Origin of the sequence: Ancylobacter sp. IITR112 (assembly GCF_041415945.1) — a bacterium.
Taxonomy (GTDB): Bacteria; Pseudomonadota; Alphaproteobacteria; order Rhizobiales; family Xanthobacteraceae; genus Ancylobacter.
This window is the reverse complement of record NZ_JBGCUS010000001.1, coordinates 1,335,844-1,349,988: the sequence shown is the minus strand read 5'-3', so window position 1 is coordinate 1,349,988 and position 14,145 is coordinate 1,335,844. Positions and strand designations below refer to the sequence as shown.

The following is a 14,145-nucleotide window of genomic DNA, read 5'->3' as shown; positions in this document are numbered from 1 at the left end:
GGGCGAAGGAGGAATCATGTCCAAACTCAGCGACAAGAGCATCGTCATCACCGGCGCCACCGGCGGCATCGGCGCCGCCATCGCCCGGGCGCTCGCCGCCGACGGTGCCGCCATCACCGTCGCCGATCTCGCGCAGGAGGCCGCCGACCGGCTGGCGGGCGAGATCACGGCGGCCGGCGGCAAGGCCATCGGCGTGGCGGTGGATGTGCGCCAGCGCGCGCAGGTCCGCGCCATGCTGGACAAGGCGGCGGGGGCCTTCGGCCGCGTCGACGTGCTGTTCAACAATGCCGGCGTCGCCCAGACCCGCCCCTTCCTCGACATCACCGAGGAAGACTGGCGCTTCGTCACCGATGTCAACGCGCTCGGCGTGCTGATCGGCATGCAGGAGGCAGTGAAGACGTTCCGCCGACAGGCAGAGGCCGGCCACCCCGGCGGCAAGATCATCAATACCGCCTCCATCGCCGCCAAGCAGGGCTATGAGCCGCTGGCGCATTACTGCGCCTCCAAATTCGCCGTGGTGGCGATGACACAGGCGGCGGCGCGCGCCTTCGGCAAGGAGGGCATCACCGCCAATTGCTTCTGCCCCGGCGTTGTCGCCACCCCGATGTGGGACGTGATCGACAAGGGTTTTCGCGATAACGGGCTGACACAGAAGGAGAACGAAGCCTTCGACAGCTTCGCCGCCACCGCCGTGCTCGGGCGCGCCTCGCAGCCGGCGGACCTTGTGGGCGTCGCCCGCTACCTCGCCTCGTCCGATTCCGACTTCATGACCGGCCAGTCCCTGATGGTGGACGGCGGCATGGTCTTCATCTGAGGAACGGCCATGGCCGGCAATGAAAACATCCACGACCAGCTCAAGGACATGAACCGGCGCTTCGGCGCGCTGGCCAAGGCGGCGCCCGGCCCGATGGGCGCCTTCCGCACGCTGATGGGCGAGGCCTCGCGCCCCGGCGCGCTCAGCGCGGCGACAAAGGAACTGATCGCCGTCGCCCTCGCCGTGCATCAGGGCTGCGCCGACTGCATCCTGTTCCACGTCGCCAATGCCGCCAGCCACGGTGCCCGCCGCGAGGAGCTCATCGAGGTGCTCGCCGTCGCGCTGGAAATGGGCGGCGGGCCCTCCGCCGTCTATGCCAGCCGGGCGCTGGAAGCCTTCGACGCCCTCGCCCCCGGCAAAGCCTGACGTCCCTTTTCCCGCTTTGAGGACACTCCCATGAAAGCCGCCCGCTTCCACGGCAAGCGCGATGTGCGCATCGAGAATGTGCCGGAGCCCGACCGCGCCCGGCTCGGCCCGCGCGACGTGCTGGTCAAGAACCGCTTCTGCGGCATCTGCGGCACCGATCTGCACGAATATGCCGCCGGCCCGATCTTCATCCCCACCGCGCCGCATCCCTACACCGGCGCCAAGCTGCCGCAGACGCTGGGCCATGAATATGGCGGCACCGTCGTCGCCATCGGCGCCGAGGTGACGAATGTGAAGCCCGGCGACCGCGTCTCGATCCAGCCGCTGGTCTCGCCACGCGACGATCATTACGGAAAGCGCGGCCTCTACCAGCTCTCCGACAAGCTCGGCATCATCGGCCTCATGTGGCCCTGGGGCGGCATGGCGGAATATTCCGTTGTCAATGATTACAACGTCTTCGCCATGCCAGATAACGTAACAGACGAGCAGGCGGCGCTCATCGAGCCCACCGCCGTCGTCGTCTATGCCGCCGAGCGCGGCGGAGTGCGGCCGGGCTCCTCCGTGCTCGTCACCGGCGCCGGGCCGATCGGCCAATTGCAGGTTCTCGCCGCGCGGGCCGCGGGCGCGACGACGATCTTCCTGTCCGACACCAATGACAACCGGCTGGCCATGGCCCGCGCGGTCCTGCCCGACGTGATCACCCTCAACCCGAAAACCGACAAGGTGGTCGAGGCGATCCGCGACCAGACGGAGGGCCACGTCGGGGTGGATGTGGCGCTGGAATGCGTCGGCGCGGAAGCCGCCACCGCCACCTGCATCGAGGCGGTGCGGCGCCAGGGCGTGGTGGTGCAGGTGGGTCTGCATGTCGGCAAGCCGGCGGTGGACGGCTTCACCCTCACCTTCAAGGACATCGATCTGCGCGGCTCGTGGTGCTACTCGACCCTGATGTGGCCGCGCGTCGCCGCGCTCATCGGCTCCGGCCTGCTGCCGGCGGAAAAGGTCGTCACAAGCCGCGTCCGGCTGGACGATGTGGTGGCGGAGGGCTTCGAGGCCTTGCTGAGCCCCGCCGGCACCGAGCTGAAAATCCTGATCGACCTCGCCTGAACACGCGACCTTCCGGCGCGGCGGCAGCCGCGCCCGCGCAGCCGCGACAGCGAGCGAGCCGAGCCTGCTCTCGGCCCGCTCGGCATCATTCCGGCGCCCTCCAGCCCGACGACGCGGCGGAGCGGGACGTGGTGAAACCGGCGCGCGGGGATGTGCGCGCGCCTCCCGCGCCCGCCGCGCGGGAGGCTCCTCGTCCATCCCCTAATGGCAGCCCGCACGGCCCAGCATGTCGTCAACCAGGATGGGAGTCGCAGCGGTTTGGCTCCATCTGCCCTTGTCGATGCGGGACAAGGCGGCGAGCGCGGCCGCGCTGGACATGCCGAGCGGCCGGGCACAGGTGAGACCGATGGCGGCACGGCGCCCGGCTTCAGCCACCAGCACGCCGGTGGCCTCGCCGACGCCGGCGAGATAGGCCGTCGCTGCGTTCCGCGCGGCATTGTCGTTGGGCGCGCGCTGAATCAGGTCGACGACCTGGGCGATCGAGATCGCGCCGGTCGATGTCGAAGGGATGGATGTCGTGGGGGTGGACCTCGTGGGGGTGGCATAAGCGGGCAGGCAGACGCCTAGCGCGAGCGCCAGCAGAGCGGCGGGCAGAGGGTTCATGGTCAGGCTCCATTATCGCAAAACAATAATTTTTCCTTTGCCGCGCCGTGTTATTATTGTCAAACAATAATTTTCGCGTCATAACTCCCGCCAGACCGCAGGGAGAACGACCATGAAGAGCCACAGCGTCGCAACCCTATGGGGGTCGTCGGCGGCCCTGGCACTGTCGCCGCGGGCCCGCTTCGCTTTCAGCGCGCTGGCAGCGGTGGCGCTGGGGCTGGCGGTTCTGCTGCCGACCCTCGCGATCGGCTATTGGCTGGCCGGGCCGCATCCCGCCATGCCCGGCGCCGCCCTGCCATGGGTCGGCATCGCCACCGCAATGCTGCATCTCGCGCCGCTGAGCTGGGGCTTGATACGGTTGCGCATCTGCCTCGCCCAGTTCGCGTCCGGCCACCCCTTCGCCGCCGAGGGCATTGCCGGTCTGCGCGACTTCGCGCTGGGTACCGGCGTCAGCGCCTTGATGAAGCCTCTGTCGGGCCTGCTGTTCACGCTGGCGCTGGGCTGGCAGGGTGGCCCGAAGCGGATCACCATCGACATAAGCTCCGATGTGATGATCCTTGCGCTTTTTGCCGGCGTGGTCGCTTCACTGGCCTGGGCGATGGAAAGAGCCGCTCTGCTTGCCGAAGAAAACAGCCAGTTCGTCTGATCGCCATGCCCATCACCGTGACCCTCGCTGCCGTACTCGCCCGGCGCAACGTCAAGTCGAAGCAGCTTGCCGAGCGGATAGGCATCACCGAAGCGAATCTCAGCCTGCTGCGGCAAGGCAAGGTCAAAGGCATCCGGTTCGACACATTGGAGGCCATCTGCCGCCAACTCGACTGCCAGCCGGGCGATATTCTCACCTATGCGGCCGACAGCGAAACGACCGCAGCGCCGGAGCCGGCGGCCGAAGACTGACACTCTCCGGCGCTGTTCGGCCGACGGGCTCAGAGACGGCGGAAGCAACGCCAAGCGGCGAAAAATGGGAATGGCGGGCCGCGAGCGACCAAGTAGAGAACTATGCGTACGCTATAGCGCTATGACGTATAATGTCCCGTCGAGTCCGTTCGCCTGATGGGGCTGAATATGCGAAACCGCCCCCTCGGTGCGTCCGCCGTCAAAGAAAAGGTCCGGTCTCCTCCGGTCTCTGCCGCAAATGCTGTGTCCATGATGCCCGCGTGTCCGCGCCGAAGGCCCGTTTCGGCGGATGGGATGGCAGACGCCAACGGCCTTCGCGGCCCCGTCCCGCGGCGGTAGCAGACCCGCCGCACCGTGTAGGTTGCGCGTCTTCCCAGGAGGCTCAGCCCGCCCGAGAGGGCAAATCCAACCGTCTAGAGGCATGGCCACCCCGCTCGCGCCGCTTTCGCTGTCACAAACTGAAACAGGGGCGAGACATGCGGGCCAGGTCAGGCGCCTATGGAGGTCGGCGGACAAACAGACGCCCGCCTCCGGGCGGCTCGCATCGGGGTTCCGCCATGCTCAGAACGTTTCTCTTCGCTGCCGCGCTCACCGTCGTCACCGTATCGGCGGCCAGCGCCGCGACCACTTCTGTCGCCGTCACCAATGTCAATCTGCGCGCCGGCCCGTCGACGGTCTATCCCGCCATAACCGTGGTGCCGACGGGCGCCGCCATCACCACCTTCGGCTGCGTTGCCGGCTATAGCTGGTGCGACATCGGCTTCGGACCTTATCGCGGCTGGGTGGCGGCGCATTACATCCAAGTGGTCTATCGCGGAGCGCCGGTCGTGCTGACCGCACCTCTGGCGCCGACGGTAGGCATTACCGTGGTGTCGTTCAACCGCGCCTATTGGGACCGCTACTATGTCGCCTATCCCTGGCACAGGCACTGGGCGGCCTATCCGCCCTATGTCGCGCCGCGGGTCACTTCGGCCAGTCGCTCGGTCACCTGCGCGGGCGGCGCCTGCGTCGGCGTTCGTGGCGCCACGGGGGTCTATGGCGGCTCGACCGCCCAGACCCGCCTCTGCACCGGCGGGGCGTGCACCTCGACCCGCGTCACGGAAGGCCCCAATGGCGGCATGGCGGCGCGCACACGAAACTGCGCCGCCGGACAGGGCTGCACGACCAATCGCGCGGTCGTCGGCCCGGGCGGCGGTGTGCACACCGGTTCGCGCAGCTTCCAGCGCTGGTGATCGGGCGTCACTCGATAAAGGAAGGCCGGAAGCCTGCGCTCCCGGCCCTTTTCATTCCGGCTCGATCTGTCACAGCGGCATGCCAGGCCCCTCGCTGCGGCGCCATTCCAGGAAATGGGCGATCCGCTCTACCAGCCTCTCCTGCATCTGCTTGGCCATGCTCATCTGTTCGGGCGTCAGCGCTGCCTTGAGTGTGGAGACCGCGTCCTGCAATGCACGGGCCTTTTCCGCCCGCTCGATGGCGGCGTTGGCGATGTCTTGCGCGAGGTCGAAGGCCTGTGCCTCGGCGCGCTTCTCCTCGTCCGTCCAGCGCCCGAGCCTCTCGCCCGAGGGCAGAAGAGCGATGAGCGCCGTTGTATAGCCGCGCCAGGCATCCATCTGGTCGGTCCGGATGCCGAGCGCGGTCTCCTGTGCCGAGAGCAGCAGGCCGGCAATGAGCCGAACGGCGGTCGGATCGAAGGCCGGCCCCGGTTCGCTCGCGAAGGGCTCCTGCTCGCATGCCCAGGGCCCGATGGGTCCGGTCAGGTCCTGCGCGCTCCCGAGCGTGGGTATGGTGGCGGCGAGGCCGAGGACGGCCGCTCCACCGGCGATTCGTGTGGTCAGCCTGATCGGGAATGTGGCTTTCATGGCATCCGGTCCTTTGCCGTTGATGAGGCGGCAAGGGTGAGTGGCAAAGGTATCGCCGCTCGAACCGCGACATGTCGATTTGTATCAGCCCGCGGGTTCCGCCCGCGGCAGCCGGACCCGGACGGCGAGCCCCCCGCGCCGGCTGGTGTCCAGCGCGACACTGCCACCATGCCGCTCGACCAGCCGGCGGACGATGGTCAGGCCGAGCCCCGTGCCGCCGCTGTCGCGGTTACGCGAGCCGTCCAGCCGGTGGAACGGCTCGAAGACGCGCTCGCGCTCGGCGGCGGGGATGCCGGGGCCTGCATCCTCTATGACCAGAACGACACGCGCACCGTCCGCCTCGATGCCGGCGAAGGCGCGCTCGCCATAGCGCAGCGCATTGCCGACGAGATTGGCGATGACGCGCCCGAGCGCCTTGTCGCCCATCGCAACCCATGCCGGGCCGTCCGGCATGTCGAGGACGAGGCGCGCGTCGTTCTGCTCGGTAGCATAGCGGCGCAGCGCGGCCGCGACGTCGGCGGAGGCCGGCTCTGTCGGGACGAACGACTCCTGCGCGAAGTCGAGCGTGTCTTCCACCAGCGACTGCATGGCTTCGACATCGGCGATGGCGCCGGCGCGGTGGCGACTCTCCGGCAACATCTCCACTCGCAGGCGCAGGCGGGTCAGGTAGGTGCGCAAGTCATGAGAAATCGCGCCGAGTGTCAGCGTACGGTTGCGCACCAAAGCGGCGATACGCTCCTGCATCGCGTTCACCGCGCGGATCAGCTTGCGCAGTTCCGGCGCGCCGTGCTCGGCTATCGTGACCGGGGCGATGTTCTCGCCGACCCTGTCGACCTCGCGGGCGAGGCGGGTGATCGGCCGCATCTCGCGCGCGACTGCGGCAAGCGCGGCCAGAGCGACAAGCACACCGAACAGGCCGGCGAAGAAGCCGATCGGCACGCCGAGCAGCCGGACGGTGACGCGGTCCTGGATATCGAGCCAGAGATAGCCGCCCCCGGCCAGTCCGACGTAGACGCTAAGCATGTCGCCGCGCCCGTCTTCGCTGGGCCCGTCGAGGCGCACGACCACGTGCCGCCCCGGCGCACCGCGCAGCGCCAGGGCCGTTCGGATGGAACGCTCGATACGTCCGATGCCTTTCGTGGGGTCGAGATCATCGGGTAGAGCGGGAATGATCGTCGCGGTGCGGCCATTCTCGCTGAAGGCCTCCAGCAAAGCAGGCCGGAGATCGGCCGGAACCTTGTCGACCAGTAGGACCATGGACGCGATCTGCCGCGGCAGCGAAGGCGGCGCCTCGCCGAGTGTGCGGCGCCCCTCGCCCGCGCCGAAATAGAAGGCCAGCGCCACCAGCTGGATGGCGAACAGCGCCACCGCGACAATCAGGATGATGCGGGCGAGCAGGCCGAGACGCATGGCGATCCGCCTCAGACCTCGTGCACATCGGCCGAGAACAGGTAGCCGACATTGCGCACGGTGGTGATAGGCTGCTCGGCCTCGCCGAGGCCGCGGGCCAGCTTGCTGCGCAGCCGCGAGACGGTGACGTCGATGGTTCGGTCGAACGGGTCGCCACCGGCGCGCCCGCGCGTCCAGTCCAGCAACTGGTCGCGCGAGAGCACGCGGCCGGGCCGTTCGAGGAAACAGGTCAGCAGGTCGAACTCGGCGGTGGTGAGATTCACCCGCTGCCCGCTCTCGTCCGCCACCGTACGTGCGTCGAGATCGGCGATGAGCCCCGCAAAACGCCGCCGCCGCCGCTCCGGCAAGCCCGCGGATAACGGACCGCTGGCTCGACGCAGCAGGGCGCGGATGCGCGCCAGCAATTCGCGCGGGTTGAACGGCTTGCCGAGATAATCGTCGGCGCCAATCTCCAGCCCGACGATGCGGTCGATGTCGTCATGCTTGGCCGTAAGCATGAGGATCGGCACCCGGCTTCTGGTCCTGAGCCGCCGGCAGATCGACAGCCCGTCCTCGCCGGGCAGCATGATGTCGAGGATGACGAGGTCGGGCACGCCGCGCGCCAGCGCCCGGTCCATCAGGCCGCCGCTTCCGACCGCCTCGACGTCATAGCCCTCGCCGCCGAGGAAATCGACGAGCAGGCTGCGAATGTCGCGGTCGTCCTCGACCAGAAGCACTCTTGCGGCGGTCATGGCGTTGGCATGACATCGAGGAGGGACCCGCGCAAGCCGGGCGTCAGGCGCCGATACAAACTGCAATAAAAATCCCGGGCGCCGAGACACGGCCGCAAAACGCCTCGGCGATGATCTTCACCGCCGCCGGATGCGCCGCATCCGTTCCCGGCGGCGCAGCGGGCACGTGCCTGCTCGCCATGGAACCCGTCAGGGTCATCCGCCCCCCGGCCGGACGGGCTCCATGGTCCTGCCCCCAAATCCCTAAAGGAGCCGACAATATGGATCGTGCGTTCTTCCGTCGCGCCGGCCTCGTGCTGGCTTTCGCCACCCTGCTCGGCGCCGCCTTTTCCGGAGCCGCCTCGGCACAGAATCTCTCGCGCGCGCAGATGCAGGCTGTGCGTGCCGCCTGCGAGGCGGATATCCGCGCCACCTGCCCCGGCGTGCAGCCGGGCGGCGGGCGCATCCTCCAGTGCATCAAGGCTAATCCCGACAAGATTTCCCAGCCCTGCAAGGACGCTCTGGTCGCTGCCAAGGCCGCGTCCGCCCAGTGACCGTGCCTGTCGCACCGCCTTCGGATGTCCTGCGATGAACGTCCAGCCCGGCCTTGACCCGTTCCTGTCGCTTGAGCCGCCGCTGCCGCGCCCGCGTCGTCGCCATGGGCTTCGGTTAGCCGTCCTCGCGGCGGTGGTTCTGGGGATCGGATTTGTCGGCCTGCGCTATTTCTATCCGCATGCGGTCGAGGGTGAGGTTCTGCGCCCAGGCATGCTGGATGTGGAGCTTCAGGGGCCCGGCACGTTGTCGGCCTTGATCGAGGCCAGTGTCGGCAGCCGCATCCAGGCCCGCATCGAGGAACTCGCCGTTGACCGGAACAACGTGGTCGACAAGGGCGAGATACTCGCCCGCCTCGCCTTTGATGACCTCCGCGGTGAACTCGACGCCGCCGAAGCGAGCGCCCATGCCGCCGAGCGCGGGGTGGGCGCCGCGCATGCCGAGCGCGACCACGCCGTCGCAACGCTGGAAAAAGCGCGCGCGACGCATGAACGGCAGGTCGCGCTGCTCGCCAACGGCGTCGCCAGCGAAGCCGGGCTGGAAGACGCGCTCGCCGCCCGCCGTCAAGCCGAAGCCGACCTCGCGCGCGCGGGTCGCGCCATCGAGCAGGCCGAGGCGGAGCGCGATGCCGCAACGGCGCGCATCGCGGTCGCCCGCGCGCAACTCGACGATAGTGTTCTGCGCGCGCCGATTTCCGGTGTGGTGGTTTCGCGCACGCGCCATGTCGGCGAGATGCTGACGCCGGGCAGCGAACTGCTGCACCTCGTCGATCCGGGCAGCCTCGTGCTGACCGCGCGGCTAGACGAGAGCGCCATATCCGCTGTTCAGCCGGGACAAGCCGCGCAGGTCACCTTTTCCCGCGCTGAGAGCCCGGTTCCCGGCCATGTCCTCAGGCTCGCACGCGAGGTCGACCAGGAGACGAGGGAATTCGAGATCGATATCGCGCTCGATACGCTTCCGGCCAACTGGGCGATCGGCCAGCGCGCCATGGCGCGCATCATCATCGAGCGGCGCGGCCCTGTGCTGACCGTGCCAACGTCGTTTCTTGTCTGGCGCGACGGGCGCCCAGGCGTGTGGGTCGCGTCCCGCGGCCGCGCGCGATGGTGCGAGGTAAAGCTGGGCGAGGCCGGCGCGCGGCGCGTCGAGATCCAGCACGGCCTCGACGCCGGCCAGAGCATCCTGAAGCCCGGCGACTTCTACCCGTTCATGCGCGTACGCCTGGCCGGAGCTGCCACGTGAATCTGGCGCTGAAAGATACGCTCCACGCCCCGACGCGCTTCGTGCTTACCGCGGTCGGCGTCGCCTTCCTCGTCATGGCGGTGATCGGCATGACCGGCCTCTATCGCGGCATCGTCGAAGATGCGCTCCTCATCATCGACCGGATCGATGCCGATCTCTGGGTCGTGCAAGGCGAGCGCGCCGGGCCTTTCGCCGAAGGGTCCGCCGTGGCCACCGACATGGACCGGCGGGTGGAGGGCGTGCCGGGTGTCGCGGATGTGCGGCGCTTCACCCAGTTCAGTCAGCAGTTCAGCTTCGCCGGTGCCCCACGCCGCGCCACCGTGACGGGCGTCGACGTGCCCCGCGACGATGGGCGCTGGTTGCCGCTGGCCGAAGGCCGCTGGCTTGGCGGCAGCCGCTATGAGGCCGTGGCAGATGCGAGCACCAAGCTGAAGGTCGGCGACCGGATACAGCTCGCGCGCGACGTCTATACGGTCGTTGGCCTCACGCGGCAGATGGTCGATTCGGCCGGCGACGGACTGCTTTTCGTCGGGATCAATGACGCGGCCGTCATCGCGCGACGCCGGACATCGGAAGAAATCCATCTGGCGCGCGCCGCCGGGACCGGCGCTGGCGCCGTGAGCGCCGATGCAAGCTCGGTGGCGCAGGACAGCAAGATCTCCGCTGTGCTCGTCCGGCTCGATCGCGCCGCCGACACCGCACGCGTGATCGCCGCCATTCAGCGCTGGGGCGACGTGCGGGTCATGACCACGGGCGAGCAGCGTGACCTGATGCTCAATGCCCGACTCTGGAAGCTGCGCCTCCAGATCCTGACCTTCACCGGGATGATACTCGTCATCACCGCCATCGTGGTGTCGCTCATCGTCTACACCATGACCCTCGAGAAGCTGCACGAGATCGCGCTGCTCAAGCTTATGGGCGCGCGCGAGAGCGTGGTGGTCAGCCTCATCGGCCAGCAGGCCGCGCTGATCGGCATCGCCGGCTACGCGCTCGCCGTCGTCCTGGCCTGGATGATCTTCCCGCTCTTCCCGCGCCGCGTGGTGATGCTGCCGCTCGATCTCGCGCAGATCGCGCTCGCGCTGGCCCTGGTCTGCCTCACCGCGGCGTGGATTGGCATCGCCCGCGCCTCTCGGGTCGGGGCGCGGGAGGTGCTGTCGTGAGCGGTGTGCCTGTGCTTTCAGTGCGCGCGCTTTCGCGGCACTATGCGACCGGCGGAGATGTTGTGCGCGCGCTCGACGGCGTGTCACTCGACATTGCCGCCGGCGAGCTGGTCGGCATCTTCGGGCCCAGCGGGTCGGGCAAGAGCACGTTCCTCATGCTGGCGGGGCTTCTGGAGAATCCGACCTCCGGCGAGGTCTGGCTGGCGGGCGAGCGGGTCTCCCATGCCGATGCCGACCTCGACGCGCTGCGAGAGATTCGCCGCAAGCGCATCGGCTTCGTGTTCCAGAAGGCGAATCTGATTCCCTTCCTGTCGGCCGTGGAAAATGTCGCGCTGAGCCTCGAACTCGCCGACGTCGCCCCTGCCGACGCCCGCGCCCATGGAAGGCGCCTGCTCGCCGCGCTCGATCTCGCGCATCGCGCCGACAGCCCTCCCGCGAAGCTATCGGGTGGCGAGCAGCAGCGCGTGGCGGTGGCGCGGGCGCTTGCCAATACGCCGCCGCTCATCCTCGCCGACGAGCCCACGGCGGCGCTGGACCGCGTACGCGGCCGTCACGTGATGGAGATCTTCCGCCGCATCGCCGGCATGCGGGGAGCCGCCGTGGTGGTCATCACGCATGATCCGCGCGCGACCGACCTGTTCGACCGCATCATTCACTTCGAGGACGGGCGGATATGTGCGGGGACGGTGGAGCGGTACTGATGCTCGACACGCCGTTCATTGCGCCCAGTACTGAGACGCCAGCCACGGACCGACCGGGTGGTAAAGATAGCAAAACGTCCGTCGTTTCAACCGATTGGCAGAAAATAGCCGAGATGATGGACGAAACCAGCTGCACGGGCGTGAAACCGCATCGACGGCGGCAGGCGCGGCGTGCCGCCGGAGTCGGGGTGGAGCCGACACGTCCTTGGCGTCGTCGCTGTCCAGCGCTCTCCTAACCGAATAACGCAGTGGCGGCGGGGGTGTCGAGAAGCGGGCAGCCGCTGGCTATGACGTGCGATAGGCGCCTGCTGCCGATACACGTATTAGCCAAAGTCACCTTGGGTCCACAGACATGTCGTCCGCGAGGCTAACGGGGGCGTTTGGGCGGCAATCTCGCAAATTATCGCAAACGGCATAAAATCCGGCGAGAAATGGCGGGCCGCGAGCGATCAAGAAGAGAACTATGTGTTCGCCATGGCCGTATGACGCAAGCTGACCCAACGATCGTGAGCTAGTGGCGCAACCTCCGCCGGACACCTGCTTCCGTGTCGTGCCGGTTCGCCTCCCATTCATAGGTCTTCGCCATCTCCATCAGCAGCGAAGACGAAAGCATCGGGTGCGAGAACTGCAAGGCATCGGCCCAGCCACGATACCTTGCGGCAAGCTCGCGCTCTTGCTCGCCGCCCTGGCCTCGCGAATGCATGCCCCGCAGATTGTACGCATCTGCGCTATCTGCAGCGCGACGGGGTTACGCCCGACCGGCAGAAGGGGCGCTGCTATTCGGCATTCGAGGATGAGGTGGACGGCAAGGCGTTCCTGGAGCGCGGCCGCGAAGACCGCCACCAGTTCCGGTTCATCGTCGCGCCGGAAGACGGATTGGAGCTCGGCGACCTCAAAGGCTTCACCCGCGAGCTCATGGAGCAGATGGAGAGCGATCTCGGCACAAAGCTCGATTGGATCGCGGTCGATCACCACAACACCGGTCATCCCCACACTCATGTGCTGGTGCGCGGCGTCACCGATGAAGGACGTAACCTCACCATCGCGGGCGACTATATCGCCCATGGCATACGCCACAGAGCCAGCGACATCGTTACCCGAGAGCTCGGTCCGCAGAGCGAGATCGAGCTGCAGCAGAAGCTGGCCTCCGAGGTCGAGGCCGAGCGCCTTACCCGGCTGGATCGTCTCTTGATCCAGGAGCAGGAGCGCGAGGGTTTTGTCGATCTCTTCACCAGCGGCAACCGGCTGGTCGAAGAGAACCGTGACGTTCTCATCGGCCGGCTGCGCAAGCTGGAGGGCTATGGTCTCGCCACGGAGGAGTTCCCCGGTGAGTGGATCGTCGCGTCACGTACCGAAGCGACCCTCAACGAGATGGAAGCCCGCAACGAAGTCATCCGCTCCATGCACCAGGCCATAGAAGACAACGGCCTCGGGGACGAGCGCGGCACCAGCCAGTTTGTTCGGCATGGGCAGGACCCGGAGCAGACGCTCACCGGCCGGGTGCTGGGCAAGGGACTGGCCGGCGACGGTCTGAGCGAAACCACCTATCTCGTGGTCGATGGCATCGACGCGCGCGTCCACCATGTCGAATTCCCGGATGCGGTTAAGCTCGACGGCGTCCAGCGCGGCATGATCGTCGAGGTCACGCCGCCAATCATCCAGCCGCGCATCGTCGATCTCAACATCCTTGAGAACGCCAATGCCCAAGGCATTTACAGACCGAGCACACACCTTGCCCGCATCCGCGACAAGTTCATCGAACAGGGTAATGACCCTGAGGCTTATATCCGCTCCCACGTCAGGCGACTGGAGAGCCTACGGCGCGCGGGCCATGTTGAGCGCGTTCATGCAGAGCACTGGACCATCCCGAAGGATCTCGCCGAGCGGGGGCTCGCCTATGACCGCTCGCTTGTCGGCGAAGGTCCCAACATTCGCATCACCTCGCAGCTCTCGCTCGACCGGCAGATCGGCGCTGAGGGCGTCACCTGGCTTGACCGCGAGATCGTCGCGCCCACACCGCGCTCACCCGACGGCTTCGGCAGGGATGTAAGCCTCGCCATTGATCAACGACGGAACACCCTCGTCGACATGGGGCTCGCAACGCGACAGCCCGGAGGTGGCATTGAGGCACCCGACCTGCTCAACCGTCTTGGGCGCCGCGAGTTGGAGCGTGTCGCTGCCGACATCGCGAAATCTACGGGCTTGGCCTACCAGCCCTCCACACGCGGCGAGTATGTCTCCGGCACCGTCACCCGCCAGCTTCAGCTGGTCTCCGGCCGCTTCGTCATGCTGGAGGACGGGCTCGGCTTCCAGCTAGTGCCCTGGCAGCCCGTTCTCGATAAGCAGATCGGCAGGCACCTCTCCGGCGTCAGGCGCGGCGATGGCGGGATTGAATGGGATCTAGGCCGGCAGAGGGGGCTGGGGTTGTGAGGGCCCATCACACAGCGTGACACTTAACGGTCAACTACTGACAGTGCCTCACAGCCATGATGTTGTAGCTCGGAAGCCGCTCACATCAGGGTAAGAAACCCTGATGCCGCTCGAGCGGATGAAGGCTTGTCTCGCAAAGTTTCCCGATCTCATCCACGTCGCTCTCGGTCACAATAGGCGGCGGTGAGAAGCTCAGCATGTCGCCCATTCAGCGGGCCACGCGGCCGTTGCCAGAGGCTATACGGTAGAAGATCCGGACATATTTCCCGCATCCGTTGCGCTAACGGGTATCTGATTGAG

17 protein-coding genes are annotated in these 14,145 nt (G+C 67.4%); 11 read left to right on the top strand and 6 right to left on the bottom strand.

The annotated features are described in order from the left end of the window. Positions 1-16 precede the first annotated feature (16 nt). Genes AAC979_RS06190 through AAC979_RS06180 form a run of 3 tightly spaced genes read left to right on the top strand, consistent with a single transcriptional unit; the run spans position 17 to position 2,284 of the window. The gene (locus tag AAC979_RS06190; RefSeq protein ID WP_371345948.1) at positions 17-814 is read left to right on the top strand and encodes a glucose 1-dehydrogenase; all 798 of its coding nucleotides are present in this window, start codon (positions 17-19) and stop codon (positions 812-814) included. Between the two features lie 9 nt (positions 815-823). Next, the gene (locus AAC979_RS06185) at positions 824-1,180 is read left to right on the top strand and encodes a carboxymuconolactone decarboxylase family protein (RefSeq protein ID WP_371345947.1); all 357 of its coding nucleotides are present in this window, start codon (positions 824-826) and stop codon (positions 1,178-1,180) included. A 30-nt stretch (positions 1,181-1,210) separates the two neighbouring features. Further along, complete coding sequence (locus tag AAC979_RS06180; RefSeq protein ID WP_371345946.1) at positions 1,211-2,284, top strand: 2,3-butanediol dehydrogenase; 1,074 nt, start codon at positions 1,211-1,213, stop codon at positions 2,282-2,284. 201 nt (positions 2,285-2,485) lie between these two features. Here AAC979_RS06180 and AAC979_RS06175 read toward each other — a convergent pair whose 3' ends face one another. Then, positions 2,486-2,887, bottom strand: a complete 402-nt coding sequence (locus AAC979_RS06175; RefSeq protein ID WP_371345945.1) for a hypothetical protein — start codon at positions 2,885-2,887, stop codon at positions 2,486-2,488. Between the two features lie 112 nt (positions 2,888-2,999). Between AAC979_RS06175 and AAC979_RS06170 the strand changes: the two genes are divergently transcribed. The 3 genes from AAC979_RS06170 (at position 3,000) to AAC979_RS06160 (ending at position 5,016) form a co-directional block, all read left to right on the top strand. Continuing rightward, complete coding sequence (locus tag AAC979_RS06170) at positions 3,000-3,533, top strand: hypothetical protein (protein ID WP_371345944.1); 534 nt, start codon at positions 3,000-3,002, stop codon at positions 3,531-3,533. Between the two features lie 5 nt (positions 3,534-3,538). After that, the gene (locus AAC979_RS06165; RefSeq protein WP_371345943.1) at positions 3,539-3,784 is read left to right on the top strand and encodes a helix-turn-helix domain-containing protein; all 246 of its coding nucleotides are present in this window, start codon (positions 3,539-3,541) and stop codon (positions 3,782-3,784) included. Positions 3,785-4,341: 557 nt separating this feature from the next. Continuing rightward, positions 4,342-5,016 (top strand): SH3 domain-containing protein, encoded by a 675-nt coding sequence (locus AAC979_RS06160; protein WP_371345942.1) that lies wholly within the window; start codon positions 4,342-4,344, stop codon positions 5,014-5,016. A 69-nt stretch (positions 5,017-5,085) separates the two neighbouring features. Here the strand turns inward: AAC979_RS06160 and AAC979_RS06155 are convergent, their stop codons facing one another. The 4 genes from AAC979_RS06155 to AAC979_RS06140 form a co-directional block, all read right to left on the bottom strand. Then, positions 5,086-5,643, bottom strand: coding sequence for a hypothetical protein (locus tag AAC979_RS06155; protein WP_371345941.1), 558 nt, complete (start codon positions 5,641-5,643; stop codon positions 5,086-5,088). Between the two features lie 84 nt (positions 5,644-5,727). Further along, a complete protein-coding gene (locus tag AAC979_RS06150; protein WP_371345940.1) occupies positions 5,728-7,053 on the bottom strand; it encodes an ATP-binding protein in 1,326 nt (441 codons plus the stop codon). A gap of 11 nt (positions 7,054-7,064) precedes the next feature. Beyond that, the gene (locus AAC979_RS06145; protein WP_371345939.1) at positions 7,065-7,784 is read right to left on the bottom strand and encodes a response regulator; all 720 of its coding nucleotides are present in this window, start codon (positions 7,782-7,784) and stop codon (positions 7,065-7,067) included. Positions 7,785-7,827: 43 nt separating this feature from the next. Next, positions 7,828-7,983 (bottom strand): hypothetical protein, encoded by a 156-nt coding sequence (locus AAC979_RS06140; RefSeq protein ID WP_371345938.1) that lies wholly within the window; start codon positions 7,981-7,983, stop codon positions 7,828-7,830. A 61-nt stretch (positions 7,984-8,044) separates the two neighbouring features. Between AAC979_RS06140 and AAC979_RS06135 the strand changes: the two genes are divergently transcribed. The 4 genes from AAC979_RS06135 to AAC979_RS06120 are packed head-to-tail and all read left to right on the top strand — an operon-like array spanning position 8,045 to position 11,415. Next, positions 8,045-8,317, top strand: a complete 273-nt coding sequence (locus AAC979_RS06135; protein ID WP_371345937.1) for a hypothetical protein — start codon at positions 8,045-8,047, stop codon at positions 8,315-8,317. Positions 8,318-8,351: 34 nt separating this feature from the next. After that, positions 8,352-9,554: an efflux RND transporter periplasmic adaptor subunit gene (locus tag AAC979_RS06130; protein WP_371345936.1), complete on the top strand. Its 1,203-nt coding sequence runs from the start codon at positions 8,352-8,354 to the stop codon at positions 9,552-9,554. Continuing rightward, positions 9,551-10,714 carry an ABC transporter permease gene (locus tag AAC979_RS06125; RefSeq protein WP_371345935.1) on the top strand — a complete coding sequence of 388 codons (1,164 nt, stop codon included), beginning with the start codon at positions 9,551-9,553 and terminating at the stop codon, positions 10,712-10,714. The genes AAC979_RS06130 and AAC979_RS06125 overlap by 4 nt, the downstream gene beginning before the upstream one ends. Next, positions 10,711-11,415, top strand: coding sequence for an ABC transporter ATP-binding protein (locus AAC979_RS06120; RefSeq protein ID WP_371345934.1), 705 nt, complete (start codon positions 10,711-10,713; stop codon positions 11,413-11,415). The genes AAC979_RS06125 and AAC979_RS06120 overlap by 4 nt, the downstream gene beginning before the upstream one ends. A gap of 511 nt (positions 11,416-11,926) precedes the next feature. Here the strand turns inward: AAC979_RS06120 and AAC979_RS06115 are convergent. Continuing rightward, a complete protein-coding gene (locus tag AAC979_RS06115) occupies positions 11,927-12,118 on the bottom strand; it encodes a hypothetical protein (protein ID WP_371345933.1) in 192 nt (63 codons plus the stop codon). A gap of 95 nt (positions 12,119-12,213) precedes the next feature. Here AAC979_RS06115 and AAC979_RS06110 point away from each other — a divergent pair, with 95 nt between their 5' ends. After that, positions 12,214-13,845 (top strand): DUF3363 domain-containing protein, encoded by a 1,632-nt coding sequence (locus tag AAC979_RS06110; RefSeq protein WP_371345932.1) that lies wholly within the window; start codon positions 12,214-12,216, stop codon positions 13,843-13,845. Positions 13,846-14,145: the final 300 nt, after the last annotated feature.